This window comes from Janthinobacterium sp. P210005 (genome assembly GCF_036231865.1).
Classification (GTDB): domain Bacteria; phylum Pseudomonadota; class Gammaproteobacteria; order Burkholderiales; family Burkholderiaceae_D; genus Janthinobacterium; species Janthinobacterium kumbetense.
Genome location: NZ_JAZARC010000001.1, coordinates 1066534 through 1089778, shown reverse-complemented (window position 1 = coordinate 1089778; position 23245 = coordinate 1066534). Strand labels below are relative to the sequence as shown.

Annotated in this window: 19 protein-coding genes; 10 read left to right on the top strand and 9 right to left on the bottom strand. The window is 63.3% G+C overall.

Going from position 1 to position 23245, the window contains the following annotated elements; genetic code table 11:
• Positions 1 to 11: 11 nt before the first annotated feature.
• From VPH40_RS04755 to VPH40_RS04740, 4 genes are read right to left on the bottom strand one after another with little or no spacing between them, the layout of a single operon-like run.
• Entirely contained in the window at positions 12 to 2003 is a 1992-nt protein-coding gene (locus VPH40_RS04755; RefSeq protein WP_328572829.1) for a DUF6630 family protein, read from the bottom strand.
• Between the two features lie 29 nt (positions 2004 to 2032).
• Entirely contained in the window at positions 2033 to 3436 is a 1404-nt protein-coding gene (locus VPH40_RS04750; protein ID WP_328572828.1) for a PoNe immunity protein domain-containing protein, read from the bottom strand.
• A 39-nt stretch (positions 3437 to 3475) separates the two neighbouring features.
• Entirely contained in the window at positions 3476 to 4288 is an 813-nt protein-coding gene (locus VPH40_RS04745) for an alpha/beta fold hydrolase (RefSeq protein ID WP_328572827.1), read from the bottom strand.
• A gap of 1 nt (position 4289) precedes the next feature.
• The gene (locus tag VPH40_RS04740; RefSeq protein ID WP_328572826.1) at positions 4290 to 5600 is read right to left on the bottom strand and encodes an O-acetylhomoserine aminocarboxypropyltransferase; all 1311 of its coding nucleotides are present in this window, start codon (positions 5598 to 5600) and stop codon (positions 4290 to 4292) included.
• Between the two features lie 284 nt (positions 5601 to 5884).
• Between VPH40_RS04740 and VPH40_RS04735 the strand changes: the two genes are divergently transcribed.
• Positions 5885 to 6508, top strand: a complete 624-nt coding sequence (locus tag VPH40_RS04735) for a 2OG-Fe(II) oxygenase (protein ID WP_328572825.1) — start codon at positions 5885 to 5887, stop codon at positions 6506 to 6508.
• A gap of 224 nt (positions 6509 to 6732) precedes the next feature.
• Positions 6733 to 7179 (top strand): CBS domain-containing protein, encoded by a 447-nt coding sequence (locus tag VPH40_RS04730; RefSeq protein ID WP_010398828.1) that lies wholly within the window; start codon positions 6733 to 6735, stop codon positions 7177 to 7179.
• A gap of 69 nt (positions 7180 to 7248) precedes the next feature.
• Here VPH40_RS04730 and VPH40_RS04725 read toward each other — a convergent pair whose 3' ends face one another.
• A complete protein-coding gene (locus VPH40_RS04725; protein ID WP_251348430.1) occupies positions 7249 to 9510 on the bottom strand; it encodes a putative bifunctional diguanylate cyclase/phosphodiesterase in 2262 nt (753 codons plus the stop codon).
• A gap of 423 nt (positions 9511 to 9933) precedes the next feature.
• Here VPH40_RS04725 and aroC point away from each other — a divergent pair, with 423 nt between their 5' ends.
• Positions 9934 to 11028, top strand: coding sequence for a chorismate synthase (gene aroC / locus VPH40_RS04720; RefSeq protein ID WP_070302728.1), 1095 nt, complete (start codon positions 9934 to 9936; stop codon positions 11026 to 11028).
• A gap of 86 nt (positions 11029 to 11114) precedes the next feature.
• On the opposite strand, the gene VPH40_RS04715 is transcribed toward aroC, so the two are convergent.
• Both VPH40_RS04715 and VPH40_RS04710 read right to left on the bottom strand, forming a co-directional pair.
• Positions 11115 to 12611, bottom strand: coding sequence for an HDOD domain-containing protein (locus tag VPH40_RS04715; protein ID WP_251348431.1), 1497 nt, complete (start codon positions 12609 to 12611; stop codon positions 11115 to 11117).
• On the bottom strand, positions 12608 to 14287 hold the full coding sequence (locus tag VPH40_RS04710) for a putative bifunctional diguanylate cyclase/phosphodiesterase (protein ID WP_251348432.1): 1680 nt from the start codon (positions 14285 to 14287) through the stop codon (positions 12608 to 12610). The genes VPH40_RS04715 and VPH40_RS04710 overlap by 4 nt, the downstream gene beginning before the upstream one ends.
• Positions 14288 to 14742: 455 nt before the next feature.
• Between VPH40_RS04710 and VPH40_RS04705 the strand changes: the two genes are divergently transcribed.
• From VPH40_RS04705 to VPH40_RS04690, 4 genes are all read left to right on the top strand, one after another.
• Positions 14743 to 16425, top strand: a complete 1683-nt coding sequence (locus tag VPH40_RS04705; protein ID WP_328572824.1) for an isovaleryl-CoA dehydrogenase — start codon at positions 14743 to 14745, stop codon at positions 16423 to 16425.
• A gap of 155 nt (positions 16426 to 16580) precedes the next feature.
• Complete coding sequence (gene upp, locus VPH40_RS04700; RefSeq protein WP_010398816.1) at positions 16581 to 17231, top strand: uracil phosphoribosyltransferase; 651 nt, start codon at positions 16581 to 16583, stop codon at positions 17229 to 17231.
• A 22-nt stretch (positions 17232 to 17253) separates the two neighbouring features.
• On the top strand, positions 17254 to 17616 hold the full coding sequence (locus VPH40_RS04695) for an Hpt domain-containing protein (RefSeq protein WP_251348434.1): 363 nt from the start codon (positions 17254 to 17256) through the stop codon (positions 17614 to 17616).
• A gap of 299 nt (positions 17617 to 17915) precedes the next feature.
• Positions 17916 to 18119, top strand: a complete 204-nt coding sequence (locus tag VPH40_RS04690) for a cold-shock protein (protein ID WP_010398811.1) — start codon at positions 17916 to 17918, stop codon at positions 18117 to 18119.
• Positions 18120 to 18376: 257 nt separating this feature from the next.
• On the opposite strand, the gene VPH40_RS04685 is transcribed toward VPH40_RS04690, so the two are convergent.
• Positions 18377 to 19288: a LysR family transcriptional regulator gene (locus tag VPH40_RS04685; RefSeq protein WP_035819455.1), complete on the bottom strand. Its 912-nt coding sequence runs from the start codon at positions 19286 to 19288 to the stop codon at positions 18377 to 18379.
• A gap of 216 nt (positions 19289 to 19504) precedes the next feature.
• On the opposite strand from VPH40_RS04685, the gene aceB reads away from it, so the two are divergent.
• Complete coding sequence (gene aceB, locus VPH40_RS04680; RefSeq protein WP_328572823.1) at positions 19505 to 21103, top strand: malate synthase A; 1599 nt, start codon at positions 19505 to 19507, stop codon at positions 21101 to 21103.
• A gap of 81 nt (positions 21104 to 21184) precedes the next feature.
• Here the strand turns inward: aceB and gloB are convergent, their stop codons facing one another.
• Complete coding sequence (gloB, locus tag VPH40_RS04675) at positions 21185 to 21994, bottom strand: hydroxyacylglutathione hydrolase (RefSeq protein ID WP_289904792.1); 810 nt, start codon at positions 21992 to 21994, stop codon at positions 21185 to 21187.
• A 19-nt stretch (positions 21995 to 22013) separates the two neighbouring features.
• Between gloB and VPH40_RS04670 the strand changes: the two genes are divergently transcribed.
• Both VPH40_RS04670 and rnhA read left to right on the top strand, forming a co-directional pair.
• Positions 22014 to 22790, top strand: a complete 777-nt coding sequence (locus tag VPH40_RS04670) for a class I SAM-dependent methyltransferase (protein ID WP_289897638.1) — start codon at positions 22014 to 22016, stop codon at positions 22788 to 22790.
• Positions 22783 to 23220 (top strand): ribonuclease HI, encoded by a 438-nt coding sequence (rnhA, locus tag VPH40_RS04665; protein ID WP_034784447.1) that lies wholly within the window; start codon positions 22783 to 22785, stop codon positions 23218 to 23220. Before VPH40_RS04670 ends, rnhA begins: the two co-directional genes overlap by 8 nt.
• Positions 23221 to 23245: the final 25 nt, after the last annotated feature.

Sequence of the window (23245 nt, the reverse complement as noted above, 5' to 3'; positions counted from 1 at the left end):
ACTGAGCGGTCTTAGTACACCACGGGCCGCAAGGCCGCCAGCAGCGCCGCTGCCTTGAACGCGGCCGCATCCTGCGCCCGCACCACCCCCAGATAATACGTGTCTTCGCCGCCGTGCATGTTGATCAGGCGGAGCTGATGCGGCGCCAGGTGGGCGGCGATGGCGGCCAGGCCCTCGGCCATCGCGTCGCCATCCTCGCGCTCTGACCACGAAAAATCGCGCAGCGCGGGCAGGCCGATATGCTGGATCAGGCGCGGTACTTCATCGACGGCTTTCCAGTCCAGGGTGGTGCCGTAGCCCAGCGTGTGGGCGGCCGTGGACCACAGCAGGAAGAAACAGGCCGCTGCGGGCGTGTCGCCTTCATATTCTTCTTCCGGGTCGTCCTCCGCCAGCTCGTCGAGCGTGATGTCCACGCAGCGCGCGGCCAGGTCCGCATCGCCCTGCAAGAACAGGGCGGCCATGGTGCGCAACTGCGCGCGGTCGGCCTTTGCCAGGATTTGCGCGGGCATAAAGCTGCGGCGCCGGACGGGCTTTTTCTTGCTCAGGCCCATGGCCTCGCTCAACTGGGCCGTGATGGCCGCCTTGAAGTTTTCCACGGTGTCGAACTGTTCCAGCAGCTGGCCCGTGAAATCCATGCTCCAGGCCATGCCATCCTTGACGACATATAAAAAGTCGCTTTGCACGGCCACGCCGCGCAGATGGTGGGCGGGCGGATATAAAGGCACAAACGCCTGCTTGCCGTCCAGGGTCAGCATGCAGGCCAGCCCTTGCGCATCGATGGCGAAGATCAGGTTCTTGCGCAGCCTGGGCGGCGACGACGTCGTGGCGCAATCGATGGCTTCGTACCGGCAGGGCGCCAGCAGCTCGCCCTGGCTATTAATCATGCCAAACAGGAAGCGGCCGGCTATGCGCTGGCTGACGATGGCGATCTTTTTCTTGGTGCCGAAATCCTGCACGGAGCTGTAGGCGGGCGGCACCACCATCGCGCCCGTGGCGTCCAGCACGCCGTGGACATTGCGCTCGTCCTGTTCGCCCGTCAGGCGCATGAAGTCGATATACCCATCGTCGCGCTGGCACAGGCTGTCCACGCCTTCGAGGAGCCGTGCGCCGTCCGGCAAGCGGCGGAGGCAGGTGGCGCCGTCCGGCGCGACTTGGTGGAGCAGGTGGGGACTGATTACGTACAGGTCGCCGGGCGCGGGCGCCAGCACCACCGTGCCATTCAGGTCCATGACGCCGTGCGCGTCGGGCTTGTCCGCCCTGGCAAAGGTGATCCAGCCATCGTCCGCGTCGCTGGCGTCCAGGTGAACGAGGCCCCGCGACAGCGGCGCGATCCAGCGGCCGTACGGCGTGACGAGGCCCCGAATGTCCGGCTGCCCCGCCGCTGCCACCGCGTAGCACAGCGCGTCTTCCACCCATTCCCGCACTTCCAGGCCTTGCAGGAACGGCAGCGCATTCGCATCCAGTTCCTCGACATCGGCCAGCTGCGCGTCGGCCGTGGCCGACCAGTAGCCAATGGCGGGCGATGCGGCGCCGGCGTCCAGCAGGGGCGTCAGCGCTTCCTTGTCGCCGCGCTGCAGGGCAGAGTGCAGGGCTTGCGCCTCGGCGCGCAGGGCTTCGAGCCCGGCCGCGTATTGCGGCGTGTCGATATCGTGCGGGATCAGCTGCACGCAGTCAAACACCAGCCACGCCTGGCCCCCCGCCAGCAGGGCGCTGATGCCGGCGCGCGCGACGATGGCGGCCGCGTCGCGCGGCCTGTCCATCAGGGCGGACAAGGCTTGCCAGCTGGCCTGCGCCTGCGCCATCGGCGCGGCCAGCACGCAGGGGCAGTCCTCGCCATCGCCGTAGATGGGCCAGGCGACGGCTTGCGTGCCGGCGCCGATGAGCAGCTTGAACAGCATGGGGGTAGCGAGCCGCCATTCGGCCAGGCCCGTGATCGTATCGGTGTCGAAGCCGGCCTGGCCGGGCAGGAAGGCGGTGCTGAACAGGGCTGCGGTATTGATCATTGATATTTATCTAAAAGTGTACGGGGTATTCAGGGCGCTGGCGGCATGACCCAGTGCGCCAGGGCGCCGCGCTCCAGCCCCAGGCGTTGCGCCACGGCGGCCGCTTCGAAGGCCCACAGGCCGTAGTAGCCGCCCAGTCCCTGCGCGCGCAAATGGCCGTTGAACCAGTCTTCGCGCACCAGCGCGCCGTGCCAGCCGGCCAGGTAGTGTTGCAGGTGCTCGAGCTGCTGCGCGCGGTCGTCCGCGTCGAGGCAGTCGTACAGGGCCGTATAGGGTTCGGCGAAATACCATTCGTCGACGGCGGGACGCTGCGGATCGATGGCGGACAGCAGCGCCTCGTACACGCCATCTTCGCCATCGAAAGCCGTCTGCAGGGCGGCGAGGCGCCTGGCCAGGTCGTGGCGGCCGAACAGCAGGCTTGCGCCCAGCAGCTGCAAGGTGCGCGCGTAATCCGTCAATTGTTCGAAATCAAAGGCGGGCAAGCCATCGTCAGCGTAGGCGGCGGCCAGGGCCGCGCGCGCCGTTTCGCAGGCGGCGATGGCCGCTTCCAGCGCCGTTTCCACGTCAGGCAAGGGCAAGCCTGCCGTGTAGCGCAGCGAGAAGACCTGGTAAGCCGTGCTGGCGGCCGCGCAAGCCCAGTAGGCGTCGTCGCCGCCATCGTTTTGTGCCTGTGCCTGCGCGCGGACATAGGCAGCCAGCAGGGCGTCGAGGTAGGCGAGGTTGCGGGCGAAATCGAACGCAGTGTCGTACGTCTCGGGCGGCGCCTGGCGCGGTGCATGGTGCCAGGGTGCGGATGCCGGCGGACAGGCATCGGCGCAATCGCGCTGGATGGCCCAGTCGGCGAAGACTTGCTGCAGATATTCCGCCGTCTCGTCGTCGTGCGCGATGGCGCCCGCGCCCACCAGGGTCGTGCCCAGCAGGGTGTAGCCGGGAAAGCGGCTGCTCTCGTAGGCGATGGTGGTCACGCTCTGGATGGCCTTGCCGTCGCTCAGGTCGCGCACGCGGAAGTACACGTCGTCCCAGCCGGCCAGCGGCGGCGCCGGCTGGCCCGCCGCCACGGTGCTCCAGCTGCCGTCGGCCTGTTCTTCATAGGCGTCGAGCAGTTCGTCGATGCCGCCGGGGCGGTCGATGCGGTTGTTGGCGTCGTATTGCAGGCCCAGTTCGGCCGCGAAAGCCGCCGCGTGGCGGCCCGCGAACACCAGATACTGGGCGTTCAGGGTGCCGACCAGCAGGTCGGATTCTTGTCCGGCCACGCCGAGCGCCTGCGGCAGCCGGTACCAGTGGTGGCCCGGGATGCCGGCCATGGGGCCGCCTCCGGCCGCTTGCGGGTTGGTGCAGCGCAGCTGTTCCAGCCATTCATAGCGTTCGCGCCGCGCCGCTTCCGTGCCGCTGCCGCGGCCTGTCAATTCGTCAAACAGGGTATTCAACAACATGGTGCATCTATCCTAAAAAAACACGTGCGTGGCGTGGCGTCATGCCGGCGTGCTTTGCGCAAACGCAAACAGCGCGTCAAGCACGGCGTCCGGTTGTTCGGCCATCAATTCGTGCCCGCTGTCGACCTGCACCACGGTGCCATGCGCGATGCTTGAAGTCAGCAAGCGGGTCGATTTGGGCGGCGTCATCATGTCGCGCGCGCCGAAAATGAATAAAGTGGGGCAGTGTACCGAAGCGGCGGCGATTTCGCCGTTCGCGTAGGCATTGCAGGCGAAAAAATCCGTGTGAAACACGTGATCGGGGTTGAGGGCGGCGATGCGCTGCTTCAGGCGCCGTGCGCCGCCCATGGCGTAAAAGCCCGGGCCGGGAAACGACGGCTTTTGCGCGATCGACGAGTGCGACCAGATATTGACCATGTCGATGGCCGCCTGTTCATCGCTCAGCGACGTTTCCAGCAGCGCGGGCGAAACCTTCATCGGGTAGGTGGACCCCAGCATGGCCAGGTGGCTGATCCGCCCGGGCGCCAGGAATGCCGCTTCCAGCGCGATCAATGAACCCATGCTGTGGCCGACCAGCATGGCCCTGGGCGCGCCGGCCGCGTCCAGTACGGCCAGGATCCAGCGGGCCAGGTCGGCCACATTGTCCCTGGCCTTGCCCCCGCTGCGGCCGTGTCCCGGCAAGTCGACGGCCAGCACGTTCCAGCCGTGGTGGGCAAAGTAGCGCGTTTGCAGGGCCCACACGGAATGGTCGTTCTGCGCGCCGTGGATGAAGACGGCCGTGGGTTGATTCGGGTCAAAAGCTTTGCCACCCGTGTAGCAGTAGGCGGTGGTATTGTCGATGGTGAACAGCATCTCAGGCGCCTTTCTGCGACAGTTTCAGGCCACGGGCCAGGTCTTCGATCAAATCGTCCGCGTCTTCCAGGCCCACCGATAAACGCATGGTGCCTTGCGTGATGCCCGCCTGCGCCAGCTGATCGTCGGGCACGCGGAAATGCGTGGTGGAAGCGGGGTGGATGACGAGCGACTTGGCGTCGCCCACGTTGGCCAGGTGCGAAAAGATCTTCAGGCTGTCGACAAAGCGCTGGCCGGCCGCGCGGTCGCCGCGCAGACGGAAGGTGAACACGCCGCCCGCGCCTTTCGGCAGCAGGGTTTTCGCCAGTGCGTAATCGGGATGCGACGGCAGTTCGGGGTAGGACACGGATTCCACGGCCGGATTGGCCAGCAGGAAGTCGATGATCTTGCGCGTATTGGCCACGTGGCGGTCCATGCGTAAACCCAGGGTTTCGACGCCTTGCAGGATGGCGAAGGCATTGTGCGGGCTCATGACGGCGCCGAAATCGCGCAAGCCTTCGCGCCGCGCGCGCAGGGCGAACGGCGCCACCGTCGATTCCTCGGCGAAGACCATGCCGTGGAAACCGTCATACGGTTCGCACAGTTCGGCGAAACGCCCCGTCTTGTCGTACGCCGCCTGCCAGTCGAAGGTGCCGCCATCGACGAGCAAGCCGCCGATGGCCGTGCCATGGCCGCACAGGAACTTGGTGGCCGAGTGGAACACCAGGTCGGCGCCATGCTCGAAGGGCCGCAGCAGATACGGCGTGGTGAAGGTCGAATCGAGCATCAGCGGCAGGTGGTGCTCGTGCGCCAGGGCGGCAATCCGGGGGATGTCGAGCACGTCGAGGCCGGGATTGCCCAGGGTTTCGGCGAACAGCACCTTGGTATTCGGGCGGATGGCGGCGCGCCAGGCGTCCACGTCGCGCGGGTCGACGAACGTCGTGGCTATGCCGAAGCGTTTCAATGTGTAGGCCAGCAGGTTCTGCGAGCCGCCGTACAGGGCGCGCGACGCGACGATGTGCGAGCCGGCGCCCGCGATGGTGCATAAACCCAGGTGCATGGCGGCCTGGCCGCTGGCCGTGGCGATGCCGGCCACGCCCCCTTCAAGGGCGGCGATGCGCTCTTCCAGCACGGCGTTGGTGGGATTCGAGATGCGCGAGTACACGTGGCCGGCCCGCTCCATATTGAACAGCGAAGCCGCATGTTCCGAACTCTTGAAGGCAAACGAGGACGTGAAATGGATGGGCGTGGCGCGCGCGCCCGTGGCCGGGTCGGGCGCTGCGCCCGCATGCAGGGATAAAGTGTCGAAACCGGGGTATTTCGGGCCGCTCATGGTGTCTCCGCCAAGTTTTATAGTGGCAAGATCGTAACCTGATTTGCATCTGAGCAAAAGGGCTCCTGTGCAGGGCGCATGGCGCCGTGCTGGCGGGTGTTGTGTGTAACCTGCAGTGTAAAAAAAGTGACCGCTGCGGTGCGGCGGTGGTAGGATACCGGATCAGCGATATTCGGGCTGTTTGACTTGTGCGCGTGCGCCGCGCCGCAGGGAAGGCTGCTACGTGCCAGCGAAATCCTGGGCTTCAGGCGAACTCTCATCGCATGTCCACCAGGAAAGATTTTATGCCCGCAATATCGTTCGACGGCGCCCTTGCCGTACCCGGACCTTCTATCGTCGACGGCCTGTGCCACGCAGGCTGGCTCATGCAAGAGCATTTTATCTCCCCTGAACTGAGCCGCCAGCTGGCCGCCGAATGCGTGCAATCCATGCTCAGCGGCAAGATGAAGGGCGCCGGCGTGGGCAGCGGCCATGCGCCGCTGTTGCAGCCGGACATCCGCGGCGACCATATCGAATGGCTGGAAACGGGCAGGTCAAGCGCTTGCGACCGCTACCTGGAACACATGGAAGCGCTGCGCTGCATGCTCAACCGCGAGCTCTTCCTGGGACTGGACGAGTACGAAAGCCACTTCGCCCTGTACGCGCCGGGCGCCTTTTACCGGGCCCATCTGGACCGTTTCCGCGACGACGACAAGCGCACGGTGTCCGTCGTGCTGTACCTCAACGATGACTGGCTGCCGGAGCACGGCGGCGCGCTGCGCCTGCACCCGCAGGGCGGCGAGCACATCGATATCGCGCCGCAGGCGGGCCGCATGGCCATGTTCATGTCGGGCGAGATGCTGCACGAAGTGTTGCCGACGGCGCGGGAGCGCCTGTCGATCGCCGGCTGGTTCCGCCGCAGGGCGTGAGAAAAACTACTGCGCGTCGCGTGGCACGGCCGGCGATGCTCACGGTACTCGCGTACCGCTGCGCTTCTCGGCCGCGCCGCGCATCCGCTCGCTACGTTTTTCTTGCCCGGCAATCCCCCTCGATTTGATTGCGCGCAAGGCTGGATTTTTCCGCAGGCATAGGCTACAGTCGCAGTAAGGGCTAGAATAACTAAAATACCAATCACGCGGACAGGACGGCCAATATGAAAGTATCTGAAATTCTCCAAGTCAAGGGCAATATCCTCTACACGGTCACGCCTGACCAGCCCCTGCTTGACGCGGCCAATACCATGGCTGAAAAGGACATCGGTTCGCTGGTGGTCATGGAATTTGGCGACCTGGTCGGCATGCTGACCTTCCGCGAAGTGTTGAACGCGCTGCATGAAAACGCGGGCCAGATCGGCGGCGGCACCGTGCGCAAGCACATGGACGACCACCCGATCACCGTCACGCCTGACACGGAAGTCAATGAAGTGCGCCGCATCATGCTGGAAAAGCATGCGCGCTACCTGCCCGTCATGAATGCCAAGACCTTGCTGGGCGTCATTTCCTTCTACGACGTGGCGCGCGCCGTGCTCGAAGCGCAAAGCTTTGAAAACCAGATGCTCAAGGCCTACATCCGCGACTGGCCGGCCGAAACCACCGACTAAGCTTCACTCATGCAGTAAAAACAACGCCGGCAACTGCCGGCGTTTTGCATTGTCTATCCAGGGTGGCGCCTATGCGGCGCCCTGCAGCGCTTCATTGTTGAGCCAGCTGCCCAGCGCCGTGGCCGTCATGGGGCGGGCGAACAGGAAACCTTGCGCCATGGGGCAGCCCAGCGCCTGCAGGATCTGCGCCTGGCGCTCGTCTTCCACGCCTTCCGCGATCACGGCCAGGCCCAGGTTGCGGCCCAGCTGGATGACCATTTCGGCGATGCTGCTGCCGCGCGCGGAACCCGTGATTTCCGTCACGAAGGCGCGGTCGATCTTCAGGCGATCCACTTGCAGGCGCTGCAAATAGGATAGGGAGGAAAAACCCGTGCCGAAGTCGTCGATGGCGATGCTCACGCCCGTTTGCTTGATCTGCCACAACATCTTGATCAATAAATCAGGCTCTTCCATTGCCATCGATTCCGTGATTTCCAGTTCGATGAACTCAGGCGGCGCCTGCGTCTCTTCCAGCGCGGCGCGCAGCATTTCCAAAAACAGGGGGTGGCGGAATTGCACTTGCGACACGTTGACGGACATGACGAAGTTGCGGTGGCCCTGCTCGCGCAGCAGCACCAGTTCGCGGCATGCCGTGCGCAGCACCCATTCGCCCAGGTCGATGATGATGCCGGAATACTCGGCAATGGGAATAAATCGGTCGGGCGAGATGAACTTGCCGTCCGGCGTCTGCCAGCGCAGCAGCGCTTCGGCGCCCACGGGGCGGCGCGTGGTCAGGTCGATCTGCGGCTGGTAGACGACAAACAGCTGGCCCTGGCTGAAAGCCGTGCGCAGCGCATGCATCATGCGCACCCGTTCGCGGATTTCGATGCCCATGCTGCGCGAGAAATAGAAATGCCCGGCGCGCTGCTGGCTTTTCGCCCGTTTCAGGGCGATATCGGCATCTTTCAGCGCATCGGCGCCCGTGCCCGCATGTTCGCCCAGCCGCACCAGGCCCAGGGTGGCGGACAATTGCACGTCCTGGCCATCGATGCTGAACGGCGCCTGGAACAGGGCCAGGATCTTGGTCGGATTGACTTGCGACGAGTCGCCCAGCACGCAAAAGATGTCGCCGCCCAGGCGCGCCACGGTCAGCTGCGGGCCCAGCTGGGTTTGCAGGCGTCCCGCCACGGCCACGAGCAGCATGTCGCCGAACTGGTGGCCCAGCGCGTCGTTGGTCTCGGCAAAATGGTCGAGGTCCACCAGCGACAGGGTGGCGTCGTCGCGCGCGGGACCGGCCAGGGTGGCGTCGAGGATTTCCACCAGGCGCGTGCGGTTGGGCAGCTTCGACAATTGGTCGTAGAAGGCGGCATTGTGCAGGTGCGACACCAGTTCGACGTTGTCGAGACCCACGGCGACGTTGCTGCAGAATACTTCCAGCAGGCTTTCATCGATGGCCGAAAGGGGGCGCGGCAGCACCAGGTAGGCGGCCGCGTCGCGGCTGGCCTTGCCCGCGAAGTACAGGGTGGCGTAGTCGTGCGCATACACATTGCGCCGCTGCGCCAGCGTGTGCTCGACGGCGGCCATCACGCGGGGGTTTTGCAGGCCGCACAGGGCGCTGTGCGGCAAGCTGGAAAAGCTGCCCGTGCAGGCCGAGACGAGCAGCTCCCGCGAACCATTGTCCTGCAAGTCTTGCACGCACAGCACGCCGTCGGCGCGGATGCCCAGCAGGTCGGCGATCTGCGCCAGCACGCCGGCCGAGAAGTTTTGCACGCCGTGCAGCGCCATCAGCTGCGTGCTGGCGTGGACGATGCGGTCCAGGCCGCGCCGGCTGCTGCTGATCGAACGGATCTGCTCGTACGAGCGGATGGCTGCCGTCACCGTGGTAAACAGCTTGATGCGCGTCAATTCGGACTTGGTCTTGTAGTCGTTGATGTCGAAATCGCGGATGGCGTCGATTTCCGGCGCATAGCCGGGCTGGCCCGTGCGCAGGATGATGCGCACATCCGTCATCTTGAGGGTTTCGCGGATATAGCGCACCAGGTGCAGGCCCGCGTCATCCTGTTCCATCACCACGTCGAGCAGGATGACGGCGATGTCGTCTTCATGCTTGAGCAGTTCGCGCGCCTGGCCGGCCGAATACGCATGCACGAATTCCAGCGGGCGGTGCTGCATTTCCAGGTTGCCCAGGGCGAAAGTGGTGGTGGAGTGGACGTCTTCATCGTCATCGATGATCATCACCCGCCAGACGCTGCGCGGTGCGACGGCCAGCGGCGCCGCTGGTTGCTCATCGAGGAATACCAGGTCGTCGTGATCGTCCTTGTTGGCGTCAAGGGGGATGATCGGTGCGGGCATGTATAGCTTCTCCAGGATGACTCGATATTTTTACGAGCGCGTCACAAAAAGCCCATGGCGTTGTTGCGTTGCCTCGCCGTACTTGCGTACTGTCTTCGGCAACGACGCCTAGCCCTGGGCATTTTGTGACGTGCTCTCGGCGCAGCCCAAATCCGGTTTGGCTACCAGTATTGTGTAGCGCGCTTTGATCCAAGTATATAGCTATTTAATAAGCAAAATGTTTTTTTAAGTCTATTCTGTGGGGCAATATTTCTTGAATTGCATGATTGCAACTCATATTTGGTGTTTTTTATATGAAAAAAAAACACGGTATTTGAAAATGGCGATTTTGGCGGGGCAATATCGGCCTTGCTGCGGCATTAGCGGCATGGCATGCCCCGCAGGCTGGTAGAATTGAGTTTTCCAGTCCTCACACTTCCTACTATGTCCGGCAATTCTTTTGGCAAGCTGTTTACTGTTACCACTTTCGGCGAATCGCATGGCCCGGCCATCGGCTGCGTGATCGATGGCTGTCCTCCGGGATTGATCCTGTCGGAAGCCGATATTCAGCCCGAGCTGGACCGCCGCAAGCCTGGCACGTCGCGCCATGTGACGCAGCGCCAGGAATCGGATACGGTGGAAATCCTCTCCGGCGTGTACCAGGGCGTCACGACGGGCACGCCGATTGCCCTGCTGATCCGCAACGAAGACCAGCGCAGCAAGGATTATGGCAATATCGCGGAAAGTTTCCGCCCCGGCCACGCCGACTACACCTACTGGCACAAGTATGGCGTGCGCGATCCGCGCGGCGGCGGACGCTCGTCGGCGCGCCTGACGGCGCCCGTCGTGGGCGCGGCGGCGATCGCCAAGAAATGGCTGCTGCAGCAGTACGGCACCACGTTCAAGGGTTGCATGAGCCAGCTGGGCGACATTCCCGTGCCGTTCCAGTCGTGGGAGCACGTGCATGCGAACCCGTTCTTTGCCGCCAGCGGCGACGCGGATCTGATCGCGCGCATGGAAGAGGCCATGGACCAGTTGCGCCGCGACGGCGATTCCATCGGCGCGCGCATCGACGTGATTGCGCAAAACGTGCCGGTGGGACTGGGCCAGCCCATCTACGACAAGCTTGACGCCGACATCGCCTACGCCATGATGGGCATCAATGCCGTCAAGGGTGTGGAAATCGGCGCCGGTTTCGATTCGGTGGCGCAAAAGGGTTCCGAGCACGGCGACGAACTGACGCCGGAAGGTTTTATCGGCAATAACGCCGGCGGCGTCCTGGGCGGCATCTCGACGGGGCAGGATGTCAAAGTCTCGATCGCCATCAAGCCGACCTCGTCGATCCGCACGCCGCGCCGCTCGATCGACAAGGAGGGCAATCCCGTGATGGTGGAAACGTTCGGCCGCCACGACCCCTGCGTGGGCATCCGCGCCACGCCGATCGCCGAAGCCATGCTGGCGCTGGTGCTGATCGACCACGCCCTGATGCACCGCGCGCAATGCGGCGATGTGTCGGTATCGACGCCGAAGTTGAAGTAAGTTTTAGCAGCTCGCGGCGGAAGAGCAGGGGTCAGACCCGCCGGGTCCGACCCCAGATTTTGCATTTGTGGCGAGAGCTGACAGTATTAAGCCACCTTATTCGCCACCAATTCCAATTGGTGGCGCATCTCCACCGACTGCACCAACAACGCCCGGATATCGTTGATCAGGTTGAACTCCGTCTGATTCAACTGGATCGGCGGGAAGCTGTCGTCCCAGTCGCCGTATAAAAATCCCGTGGGGTGGCCGTTGGCCGACAGGGGCAGCACGACGAAGCTGCGCGCTTCCGACAGCGTCGCTTTCCACCATTGCGGCAGCTTGGCGGCAAATTTCGGGTCGCGCGCGTTGTCGATGAAGATCACGCGGTCGCTGTTGAGGGCCGCGTGGAAGACGTTCGGTTCATACGCGTCGCCAAACACCATCAGGTCCTGCAGGTCGGCCATGCCTTCGCCCATGCTGATGCGCGCCGAATACAGATGGTCCCTGTGGTTGCGCACGAACGCCACCGAGCGCGAAAAATCGAAGCCCTGGTGCAGCGTTTCGAGCGCCATCGAGACCATCTGGCCCGGGCTGGCGCTGCCGATGGCGCCGCGCAGGTCGGCCAGGCCGCCGATCAGCACGCGGTTGCCTTCGGCGCGCATGCGCGTCGACGCCAGCTGGCGCGCGCGCCGCTCGGCCGGTTTCGACAGGGGCGCGATCGACAGGTCGGCCGCCGCCATCGCCTTGGCCTTGTCCACCGCCACCACCAGGTCCGTCGCGGTGATGCCCAGGGTGCCCGCATAATCGTCGATCAGCGCGTGCACCTGCGCCGCGCCGGCCGCGTCGTCATGCCACAGCGAGTCGGCGCAGCGCGCCGCCATCGTCGACAGGCCCGCCATCCAGTCGGCGCCGCTGACGGGCGCATTGTCCGGCGACGGATCCATCGGACGCATGCCGTTGATCAGGTGTTGCGGCAAGCCCCAGTGGGCGGCCGTGGCATAGCCCACTTCCGGCAGCGACAGACCGAGGATTTCGCGCGCGGCGGCCGCCTCGTTGCCGGGACCCGCATGCGCCTGCATGCGTGCCCAGAAGTCCGTCATGTAGAACGTCACCATCATGCGGCCCAGGGTGTGCAGCATCGAGCAGACGACGGCTTGCTCCGCCTGCAGGCTGCCGGCGCTGGTGGCTACTTGCTGCGCCACCATCCCGGCCAGCACGGCCTTTTCCATTTCCACGTGGGCGCTGACGGAATCGGGCGACGCCTGCGACAGTTCCTCGATCAGTTTCAGTCCCAGCGCCAGGTGGCCGATGGCGTCGATGCCCAGCACCAGCACGGCCTTCGAGACCGTGTTGACGCGCTGGCCGAAGGCGGAATACATGCCGCTGTTGGCCAGACGCAGCACCTTGTGCGTGAGGACAGGGTCGGACAGCACCGTTTGCGTGATGTCGAATTCGTGGTCATCCTCGCCGCGCATGGCGCCGAGGATGGCGCTGATGGCCTTCGCGAAGCCGGGCATGTCTCCTTGCTGGCGCGTGCGCGCCCACAGCAGGTCCAGGGTGTTTTTGCCGAGCTGTGTCGGCGCCGTGAAATGACCTGGATTCATTGCACCCCTCCGCGCGGTTCATTGGCAGACGGCGCAGGCACCAGCGCCGCATAGGTTTTGTCGCTCAAGGCCGATAGCGCGGCGTGGGCCGGCATCGGTTTGCCCGTCAGGTAGCCTTGCACATACTGGCAGCCGCGCGATTCCATGAAGTGCATCTGCTCTTCGGTTTCCACGCCCTCGGCCACCACGGACAGGTTCAAATGCTTGGCCAGGTCGAGAATGGTGTTGCAGATGGCCGCATCCTTGCTCGATTCGGGCAAATCCTTGATGAAGGTGCGGTCGATCTTCAGCACGGAAATGGGGAAGCGCTTCAGATACGCGAGCGAGGAATAGCCGGTGCCGAAATCGTCGATGGCGATGCGCGCGCGGCGCTCCGTCATCTTGACGAGGATGGTTTCCGCATGCACGGGGTCGATCATCAGGGTGCCTTCCGTAATTTCCAGCACCAGGTGTTCGCCGGACAGCCCCGAAAACGCGATGGCGTCGTCGAGGATATCGAGGAATTTGTCGTTGCGGAACTGGCGCGGGCTGATGTTGACGGAGATGTACAGCGGCCTTTTGGCCACTTCCTGGAACTGCTTGAGCTGCACGCAGGCCGCCTTCAGCGCCCAGGCGCCCAGCAGGTTGATCAGCCCATTGGCTTCGGCAATCGGAATGAAGCGCACGGGCGGCACCAGGCCCAGGGTCGGGTGCTTCCAGCGCATCAGGGTTTCGAATCCCTGGATCTGCCGCGTGTGCGCATCGACGATGGGCTGGTAGAAGAGTAAAAACTCGCCTTCGCGCACGGCGTGGAACATGGCCGCTTCCAGCGAAATATCGTGTTCCGACGGGCCGTTCAGGCGCGGGCTGTAGACCAGGCAGCGGGCCTTGCCCGTTTCCTTGGCGCGCGACATGGCCGCATCGGCCAGCGCCACCAGGCGCACTTCATCTTCCGCATGCAGCGGATAGATCGATACGCCGACCGAGGCGCCCACGTAGATCGTGTGGCCATCGACTTCGAACGGCGCCTGCAGGGTCGCCAGCAGGCGGCCCGTCACCAGCTTGATCTGCGCGTCCGTGGCGCTGCCGGGCAGTACGGCGACGAATTCATCGCCGCCCACGCGCGCCAGGGTGTCGCTGTCGCGCAGCGTCTTGCGCAGGCGCGCCGCGGCCAGGCGCAGCACGGCGTCGCCGACGGGGTGGCCCAGGCCATCGTTGACCTTTTTAAAGCCATCGAGGCCGATCGTGGCGACGGAAAAGCCCTGGCCCGAACGGGCGGCCTGGGCGATCACCATGCGGATGCGGTCCGACAGCAGCAAGCGGTTCGGCAAGCCCGTGAGCGCATCGTGCGTGGCCATGTGGCGCAGCCGTTCTTCCGTATTGTGCTGGGCCGACGTGTCGCGCCCGACCACCAGCAATTCGGCCACGCCGGCCGCGTTCATATATGACGACAGGCGCAGCTCGAACCAGATTTCCTGGTCCGGCGTTTGCAGCCGCACTTCCAGGCGGCCCGGTTCTTCCAGGGCGTCTTCCAGCGCCGCTTGCAGCGCCGCGCGCGACGCTTCGGCGGCCAGCGGCAGCAGCAAATGACCGGACAGGCCCGCGGGTGCGCCAAACAGGGTGGCCGCGCGCTTGCTGGCGAACAGGATCAGGCCGTCCGTATCGAGCCGGAACACGACGTCGCCTGCCTCTTCCATGAGGTTGTCCAACTCGTGGCGAGCCTCGCGGTGGGCGGCGGATGGGGTACTGGAAAACATCGTGCTGGCTTTTACCTTTTTGTTATCAGTGCCGGCGCTCGCTGCAGGGCAGGGCGCCAACGGAAAGAATGCATCGTGCGTGACGCGTGCCATAGTGGCCGGAAGGCGGCTATCGGAACGCGATCCACACGAAATGTATCATTGAAAAGCACCCGATTACATGAAATAGAGCAACATTGCTTCAGGTTTTGTAAATATTCCTGCCTTCCATGAAAAAAATCATGCTGCGCGACACACGCAGGCATTTTCGTTCCACATGGAAACATTTATCTGCGCTTGCTTCCACTGGCGCGCTTGCCCCGCCATGCGCTTTGCGCTAGTCTGGCTGGCAGACGGTGTTGACGGTGCGCCAGCGACGGCAAGGGCGCCATGATAACAAATCGCGGGAGACCTCCATGAATGCCTTTGACACGCATGAAGTTTTCAACCAGGCTACGCCCTTTGAAAATGTCAATCTGTTCGCCTGCGACCCGGCGCTGATAGAAGCGCTGCTGCGCGAGGGCGGCGGCGCGGCGTTGCAGGAGCTCGACGCGCTGGGCGACAGGCTGGGGCGTGCCGAGACCTATGCGCTGGCGCGCCTGGCCAATATCCACACGCCCGAGCTGCAGCAGTTCGACCGGGCCGGGCGCCGCATCGACGAGGTGCTGTTCCATCCGGCCTGGCATGAACTGATGGCCATCCTCGTGGGCGCCGGCGCGCACGCTTCGCCGTGGGCGTCGCCCGGTCCCGGCGCCCAGGTGGCGCGCGCGGCGGCCTATCTATTAGTGGGGCAGGTGGAAAACGGCACGCAATGCCCCGTGACGATGACGTATGCCTCGGTGCCGGCCTTGCGCCAGGCGCTTGATCTGCCGCAAATCGCGCAGCGCTGGCTGCCGAAAATCCTGTCGCGCGACTACGATCCCCGCTCCCTGCCCGTGGAGCAGAAGCGCGGCGCCCTGGTCGGCATGGGCATGACGGAAAAGCAGGGCGGCTCCGACGTGCGCAGCAACACCACGCGCGCTACGCAGGTGCCGCCGGCCGAGGCGCAAGCGCTGTTCGGCGACGAGGCCGCCGGCGCCTGGCGCATCGTCGGCCACAAGTGGTTTTTCTCGGCGCCCCAGTGCGACGCGCATCTGATCCTGGCGCAGGCGGACGAGGGCGGATTGTCGTGCTTTTTCCTGCCCCGCTACCTGCCCGACGGCAGCCGCAACGCCATCCGCGTGCAGCGCCTGAAGGATAAGCTGGGCAACCGCTCGAATGCCTCGTCGGAAGTGGAGTTCACGAATGCCTACGGCTGGCTCGTGGGGCAGCCGGGGCGGGGCATCCCCACCATCCTGGAAATGGCCAGCCACACGCGCCTCGACTGCGTGCTGGGCAGCGCAGGCATCATGCGCGCCGCCCTGACGCAGGCGCTGCACTATGCGCGCCAGCGGGCCGTGTTCGGCAAGCCGCTGGCCGAACAGCCGCTGATGCAAAACGTGCTGGCCGACCTGGCGCTGGAATCGGAAGCCGCCATGGCGTTTGCGCTGCGCCTGGCCCGCTGTTTCGATGAAAAGGATGATGCAGGGCAAGCCATGCTGGCGCGCGTGCTCACGCCGGCCGGCAAGTACTGGATTTGCAAGCGGGGTCCCGGTTTCGGCTTCGAAGCGATGGAAGTGCTGGGCGGCACCGGTTATGTGGAAGAGGCGCCGCTGGCGCGCCTGTATCGCGAACTGCCCGTCAATTCGATCTGGGAAGGCTCGGGCAACGTCATGTGCCTCGACGTCTTGCGCGCCTTCGGCAAGTCGCCGGCCGCGCGCGACGCGCTGGCGGCCGAGCTGGCGCTGGCCGGCGATGACGATGCTATTTTCACCGGCTACCGCGCGCGGCTGCTGGCCGACCTGGACGGGCCGCAAACGGACGAATTTGGCGCCCGGCAACTATCCGAGCGCATCGTGCTGGCCGTGCAGGCGGGATTGCTGCTGCGCCATGCGCCGCTGTTCGTCGCGCAAGCGTTCCTGCAGTCGCGGCTGGCGCAGGCGCCGGGCGGGGCGTATGGCCGCTTGCCGGCAGGCACCGATTGCGCAGCCATCCTGGCGCGCGCGCTGCGCGAGTACTGAGTTTGCCTCCGCTTGGGTACGCAATTATTTCGAAAATTCCGGCCACAGGCGGGCTGGGGGCTGGGATAATGCTGCAATCCATCATTTTATCGATACACAGCGCGCTTGCGGCCCAGGCTTGCCGCCGCGCCAGCTAGCATAGAAAGAAAAACAATATGAAACAAGATCCACGCTTCCCGAATTTGTTCATTACCGATCACCCTTTGATCCAGCACAAACTGAGTCACATGCGCGAGCACGACACGTCGACGCGCACCTTCCGCGAATTGCTCAAGGAAATCACCTTGCTGATGGGCTATGAAATCACGCGCGACCTGCCGCTGACCACGCGCGAAATCAAGACGCCGCTGGTGACCATCGACGCGCCTGTCATCGCCGGCAAGAAACTGGCCATCGTGCCCATCCTGCGCGCCGGCATCGGCATGAGCGATGGCTTGCTGAACCTGGTGCCATCGGCGCGCGTGGGCCACATCGGCGTGTACCGCGACCCGGCCACGCACATGCCGGTGGAGTACCTGGTACGTCTGCCGGACTTGAACGAGCGCACCTTCATCTTGTGCGACCCGATGGTGGCGACCGGCAATTCTGCCGTGTATGCCGTCGACGTGCTGAAAAAGCGGGGCGTGACGGACGAACAGATCATCTTCCTGGCCCTGGTTGCCGCGCCGGAAGGCGTGACCGTGTTCCAGAATGCGCATCCGAACGTCAAGATGTTCTGCGCCTCGCTCGATTCGCACCTCGACGACCACGCCTACATCGTGCCGGGCCTGGGCGACGCCGGCGACCGCATCTTCGGCACCAAGTAAACCGGTTCAGGCGAGTATTGCGATGGCAACCTTGATCGACCCGGATTTTCGCGCGCGTTTGCGCGCCCTGAATGAAAAATATGCGGCTGGCGTGCCGGCCCTGATGCAGGCGATCACGCAGGCAAGCGGCCGCTGCGACAGCGAAGGCCCCCGTCTGGAGCCGTTGACGGAGCTGCACCGCGCGCTGCACGCGGTGGCCGGCTCGGCCGCCACCTTCGGTTTTGCCGCGCTGGGGCAGGAGTGCCGGCGCCTGGAACAGCTGGTGCGCGCCATGCTCAATGCCCCTGCGCAAGCGGTGGCGGATTGGCCTGGCGTGCGGGCGCAGGTGGTGGCGCTACTGGACTGGGCGGGACGCGACGCGGCGGCCACCCATTTCACCGCCTAGGTGACCTCGCGCATAGTCATGTGGTTGCAATGATTCATTTGATACAACGCAAAGCACCCGCGTCGCAGATTAGGATATAGTGTGTCCATGCCGCTGGTACAGGGCGCCGCAAGACGGGGATTTGGCTATTAAAGTAGTGTTCGCAAGTTTATTTTGCGAAAGAATGGTTTTTCTCAGTTTTGTTGGTATAATTGGGCATCGTTGGATTCGAGGTAGTAGTGCAGTTTGTCTGTCATTTCTTTCTTGCTTCAAACGATATAACGGGCGCAAGCCCAACTTAACTGAAATAGGAAATTGTAATGGCAACTGGCATCGTAAAATGGTTCAATGATTCGAAGGGTTTCGGCTTTATTACCCCTGACGAAGGCGGCGAAGATCTGTTCGCTCACTTCTCGGCTATCCAGTCGAACGGCTTCAAGTCCCTGCAAGAGAACCAACGCGTTTCTTTTGAAGTGACCGCTGGCCCTAAAGGCAAGCAAGCTTCGAACATTCAGCCAATCTAATACGCTGGATCAAACGAAATAAAGAAATCCTCGGTCTCCGAGGATTTTTTTTCGCCTGAATTTCCGTGAGGCATGGGTTTTGCGTGCGTTTGATGGGCTACGCGGCCTCTGCGCGGCTGTCTTTCGGCTACTTTGCCTCATTGTCGGCGGGAAGGCCTGCCTGGTCAGCGCAAGTCTCTAAGCCGAGCTCTGCGGTGTTCCCATTGATGTCACGAAGCGGGACAAAACCGACGCGTAGCAGGTTTGGTCCCGCGTCCTCAGATAGCCCGTTCGCGCCAGTAGTCTGGCTGTGAGTAGGAGTGCCTTAAAAAATCCACGAACGCCCGTATGCGCAGCGGCAAGTGGCGGCGCTGGGCGAATACGGCGTAGATATCGTTGCCCGGGGCGGCGAACTGGTCCAGCACCGTCACCAGCTGGCCCGAGGCGATTTCGGCACCCACTTCCCACATCGAGCGCCACGCCAGGCCCTTGCCGGCCAGCGCCCAGTCGTGCAGCACTTCGCCATCGTTACAGACCATATTTCCTGCCACCTTTAAAATCACATTCTTGCCGTTTTCGCGGAAAGTCCAGCCCCGCTGGCTGCCTTCGCTGCTGATCGCCAGGCAATTGTGCTTCGCCAGGTCGGCCGGGATGCGCGGCGTGCCCGCCCGTTTCAAATAGGCGGGCGAGCCGACGAGCACGCGCTGGTTGTCCGCCAGTTTGGTGCTCACAAGCGAGGAATCGGACAGGCTGGCGATGCGGATGGCCACGTCGATGCCTTCGCCGATCAGGTCGACGAGGCGGTCGTTCAGGTTCAGCGACACCGTCACGTCGCGGTGCTCGGCGACAAACGAGGGGATCAGGGGCGCCACATGCTGGCGCCCGAAGCCGGCCGGCGCGGAAATGAGCAGGTGGCCGCTGGCCTTCACGCTGCGCTCGGCCACGGCCGCTTCCGCCTCTTCCAGTTCGCCCAGGATGCGCTGGCAATCTTCCAGGAAGGCGGCGCCTTCATTCGTCAAGGCCAGCTTGCGTGTCGTGCGCTGGAGCAATTTGACGCCCAGGCGCTGCTCCAGCGCATCGAGGCGCCGGCCTATCATGGCTGGCGCGATGCCTTCCGCGCGCGCGGCGGCCGATAGGCTGCCCTTGGCCACTACTTCCACGAAGGTTGATATTTGTCTGAACTGGCCCATGTTGTGCTCCCGTCATGCCATCACTTGTGATAAAAACGCATAGATGAAGTGATTTTTAATCTCGTTTCCATGCCTTATAGTGCAATACTATAGAACAAACGCGCCGCCCGGCAGAGTGTTTTTGCGCCTCTGTCCAGCTTGCCCGCGCAGTCGTTCGGCTTATACTTGGATCACCAGATTACCTTTGCTTATATTTACTAAAAACCGGAGAACTTCATGACGCAGAACACGATCGCACTTCCCGAAGGCATGCAAATCACGGGTGCCATTGCACCCGGCTACGAACAGATCCTGACTCCCGCGGCATTTGCGCTGGTGGCCAAGCTGACGCGCGCCTTCGAGCCGCGCCGTCAGGAATTGCTGGCCGTGCGCGTGGAGCGGGCCAAGCGCCTCGACGCGGGCGAGCGTCCTGATTTCTTGCCAGAAACCGCACACATCCGCGACGGCGATTGGAAGATCGCGCCGATTCCGAAGGCGCTGGAATGCCGCCGCGTGGAAATCACCGGACCCGTCGAGCGCAAGATGGTCATCAATGCCTTCAATTCCGGCGCGGACAGCTACATGACGGACTTCGAAGATTCGAACACGCCGAACTGGGATAACCAGCTGACGGGCCAGATCAATATGTTCGACGCCGTGCGCAAGACGATTTCGCTGGAGCAAAATGGCAAGTCCTACAAGCTGAACGACAAGATCGCGACGCTCGTTGTGCGTCCGCGCGGCTGGCACCTCGATGAAAAGCACGTGCTGGTCGACGGCAAGCGCATTTCCGGCGGCATTTTCGATTTCGCGCTGTTCATGTTCCATAACGCCAAGGAACAACTGGCGCGCGGCGCCGGCCCGTACTTCTACCTGCCGAAGATGGAATCGCACCTGGAAGCGCGCCTGTGGAACGATATCTTCGTCATGACGCAAAACGAATTGGGCTTGCCACAAGGAACGATCAAGGCGACAGTGCTGATCGAAACCATTTTGGCCGCCTTCGAGATGGATGAAATCCTGTACGAGCTGAAAGAGCACAGCTCGGGCTTGAACGCGGGCCGCTGGGATTACATCTTCTCGTGCATCAAGAAATTCAAGCTGGACAAGGATTTCTGCCTGGCCGACCGCGCGAAAGTCACGATGACGGCGCCGTTCATGCGCGCCTACGCCTTGCTGCTGCTGAAAACCTGTCATAAACGTGGCGCACCGGCCATCGGCGGTATGGCAGCCTTGATCCCGATCAAGAACGATCCGGAAAAGAACGACATCGCCATGGGTGGCGTGCGCAACGACAAGGCGCGCGACGCCACCGACGGCTACGACGGCGGCTGGGTTGCCCATCCGGGCCTGGTGGAACTGGCCATGGGCGAGTTCACGAAAGTGCTGGGCGACAAGCCGAACCAGATCGAGAAACAGCGTCCCGACATCGACGTGAAAGCGTCGGACTTGCTGAACTTCCAGCCGGAAGCGCCGATCACGGAAGCGGGCTTGCGCTACAACATCAACGTGGGCATCCATTACCTGGGCAGCTGGCTGGCCGGAAACGGTTGCGTGCCTATCCACAACCTGATGGAAGATGCGGCCACGGCCGAGATCAGCCGTTCGCAAGTGTGGCAATGGATTCGTTCGAGCAAGGGCGTGCTGGAAGATGGCCGCAAGGTGACGGCCGAGATGGTGCGCGCCATGATTCCGGAAGAGCTGGCCAAGGTGCAGCGCGATGCGCCGGGCGGCAACGGCCCGACCTATGTGCGCGCCGGCCAGATTTTCGAGGAAATGTCGACGTCGGAATCGTTCGCCGAATTCCTGACCTTGCCGCTGTACGAAGAAATCTGATCCTGATCAACTAGATCGATAAAAAAATCCCGGCGATGCCACAAAGCATCTGCCGGGATTTTTTATGGCGGAAGGGTGGACTTAAAAGCTGTTTTTCCACATCCGCAAGGCGGCAAATGCTTCCACGGGCGAGGCATCGGTGGCCAGCTTGCCTTCCACCTTCAGGCTGGTCAGGATCGCCGGTTCGCGGTAGCGCAGGAAGGGATTCGTGGCCTTCTCCAGGGCAATGGTCGACGGCACGGTGGACAAGCCTTGCTGGCGCTTTTCCGTGTCGATGGCGATGCGTTCCTGCAAGGCCACATTGCCCGGCTCGACGGCGTTGGCGAAGCGCAGATTGGACAAGGTGTACTCATGCGCGCAAAATACCTCGGTATCGTCGGGCAGGGCTGCCAGCTTGCCCAGCGAGTCGGCCATCTGGCCCGGCGTGCCTTCGAACAGGCGGCCGCAGCCGCCCGCAAACAGGGTGTCGCCGGAAAACAGCCAGGGTGCGCCGCTGCGCTCGTCGCGCTGGCGCACGTAGGCGATATGGCCCTTCGTATGGCCGGGCACGTCGATGACGGTCAGTTGCAGGCCCAGTTCGGGCACGTGGGCGACATCGCCTTCGGCAAGCGGTTCCGTGATGGCTGTGATAGCCTCATTGCGCGGGCCGAAGACGGGGACGGCGAAATGCTGCAACAATTCAGGTACGCCGCCCGTGTGGTCGGCGTGGTGATGCGTGAGTAAAATGGCGGACAAGGTCAACTGATGGGCTTGCAGCGCATCGAGGATGGCCGTTGCATCGCCGGGGTCGACCACGGCGGCATGGCTGCCGTCATGGATCAGCCACAGGTAATTGTCGGCAAAGGCGGGCACGGCAAGTACCGATAAAGCGTGTTCAGGGGAGTGTGTCATGAGCAAAAGAGAAAACTGAATGGACAGTGTGGCATCCGAAAAATCCATTATAGCGCTTGACGGCTGGCTGCAGACACCGGCCGGTCTGTACGTGCGTGCCTGGGAGCAGCAATGCCTCGACAGCCTGACTGTCGATATCTTCGGTTTTAATGCCGTGCAGATCGGCTTGCCCCAGCTTGATGCGCTGGCGGCCAACCGCATGCCGAACAAATGGCTGCTCGATGCGCGCCTGCCGTCGCGTCCGCCGCAGGAAAGCCGTTTGACCCTCGTGTCGGCCTTCGACGAGCTGCCGTTCGACTCGCAAAGCCTGGACCTAGTGGTCTTGCCGCACGTCCTCGAATTTGCCGCCGAGCCGCACCAGGTCTTGCGCGAAGTGGAGCGCGTGCTGATCCCGGAAGGGCGCGTGATCGTGTGCGGCTTCAATCCGGCCAGCCTGTGGGGCATGCGCCAGGGACTGGGGCGGGTCACGGGCCGGCATTACTTGCCGCAGGCGGGCGAGCTGATCTCTATGCCGCGCATGAAAGACTGGTTAAAATTGCTGAACATGGGCGTGAGCCAAAGCCACTTCGGCTGCTACGCGCCTGCCTGCAGGACAGAAAAATGGCTGCGCCGCAACGCCTTCATGGACAAGGCCGGTGCGCGCTGGTGGCCATATCTGGGCGCAGTGTATATAGTGCAGGCGATCAAGCGCGTCAAAGGGATGCGTTTGATCGGTCCGGCGTGGACCAAAAAACCGGCGACGGCGCCCGCAGGCGCACCGGTCACGAATAAAAGGCGGGAACAGCAAGATGGATAAGGTTGAGATTTACGCCGATGGCGCATGCAAGGGCAATCCCGGCACGGGCGGCTGGGGCGCGCTGATGGTGGCCGATGGCGCCAAGAAAGAAATTTACGGCGGAGAACTGAATACGACGAATAACCGCATGGAATTGAAGGCCGTGATCGAAGCCTTGACGGCGCTCAAACGTCCCTGCCAGGTAGTGTTGTATACCGATAGCCAGTACGTGCAAAAGGGCATCAGCGAATGGATCCACGGCTGGAAAGCGCGCGGCTGGAAAACGGCCGCCAAGGCACCCGTGAAAAACGTGGACTTGTGGCAGGCGCTCGATACGGCCCAGGCCGTGCACGAGGTGGAATGGCGCTGGGTGCGCGGCCATAACGGCCATCCGGGCAATGAGCGGGCCGATCAGCTGGCCAACCTGGGTGTGGAAACCGTGCGCGCCTGAGAACTGAAATTTCCTGCCATGCAGC

What these genes read in the sequence shown, in the direction of transcription:
- VPH40_RS04690 (WP_010398811.1), top strand. Translation starts at nt 17,916, where the DNA reads ATGGCAACTGGCATCGTAAAATGGTTCAATGATTCGAAGGGTTTCGGC.
- VPH40_RS04740 (WP_328572826.1), bottom strand. Translation starts at nt 5,600, where the DNA reads ATGAGCGGCCCGAAATACCCCGGTTTCGACACTTTATCCCTGCATGCG.
- VPH40_RS04695 (WP_251348434.1), top strand. Translation starts at nt 17,254, where the DNA reads ATGGCAACCTTGATCGACCCGGATTTTCGCGCGCGTTTGCGCGCCCTG.
- aceB (WP_328572823.1), top strand. Translation starts at nt 19,505, where the DNA reads ATGACGCAGAACACGATCGCACTTCCCGAAGGCATGCAAATCACGGGT.
- VPH40_RS04735 (WP_328572825.1), top strand. Translation starts at nt 5,885, where the DNA reads ATGCCCGCAATATCGTTCGACGGCGCCCTTGCCGTACCCGGACCTTCT.
- VPH40_RS04705 (WP_328572824.1), top strand. Translation starts at nt 14,743, where the DNA reads ATGAATGCCTTTGACACGCATGAAGTTTTCAACCAGGCTACGCCCTTT.
- VPH40_RS04750 (WP_328572828.1), bottom strand. Translation starts at nt 3,436, where the DNA reads ATGTTGTTGAATACCCTGTTTGACGAATTGACAGGCCGCGGCAGCGGC.
- VPH40_RS04745 (WP_328572827.1), bottom strand. Translation starts at nt 4,288, where the DNA reads ATGCTGTTCACCATCGACAATACCACCGCCTACTGCTACACGGGTGGC.
- VPH40_RS04685 (WP_035819455.1), bottom strand. Translation starts at nt 19,288, where the DNA reads ATGGGCCAGTTCAGACAAATATCAACCTTCGTGGAAGTAGTGGCCAAG.
- VPH40_RS04715 (WP_251348431.1), bottom strand. Translation starts at nt 12,611, where the DNA reads ATGAATCCAGGTCATTTCACGGCGCCGACACAGCTCGGCAAAAACACC.
- VPH40_RS04725 (WP_251348430.1), bottom strand. Translation starts at nt 9,510, where the DNA reads ATGCCCGCACCGATCATCCCCCTTGACGCCAACAAGGACGATCACGAC.
- VPH40_RS04730 (WP_010398828.1), top strand. Translation starts at nt 6,733, where the DNA reads ATGAAAGTATCTGAAATTCTCCAAGTCAAGGGCAATATCCTCTACACG.
- upp (WP_010398816.1), top strand. Translation starts at nt 16,581, where the DNA reads ATGAAACAAGATCCACGCTTCCCGAATTTGTTCATTACCGATCACCCT.
- VPH40_RS04710 (WP_251348432.1), bottom strand. Translation starts at nt 14,287, where the DNA reads ATGGAAGAGGCAGGCGACGTCGTGTTCCGGCTCGATACGGACGGCCTG.
- rnhA (WP_034784447.1), top strand. Translation starts at nt 22,783, where the DNA reads ATGGATAAGGTTGAGATTTACGCCGATGGCGCATGCAAGGGCAATCCC.
- VPH40_RS04755 (WP_328572829.1), bottom strand. Translation starts at nt 2,003, where the DNA reads ATGATCAATACCGCAGCCCTGTTCAGCACCGCCTTCCTGCCCGGCCAG.
- aroC (WP_070302728.1), top strand. Translation starts at nt 9,934, where the DNA reads ATGTCCGGCAATTCTTTTGGCAAGCTGTTTACTGTTACCACTTTCGGC.
- gloB (WP_289904792.1), bottom strand. Translation starts at nt 21,994, where the DNA reads ATGACACACTCCCCTGAACACGCTTTATCGGTACTTGCCGTGCCCGCC.
- VPH40_RS04670 (WP_289897638.1), top strand. Translation starts at nt 22,014, where the DNA reads ATGGACAGTGTGGCATCCGAAAAATCCATTATAGCGCTTGACGGCTGG.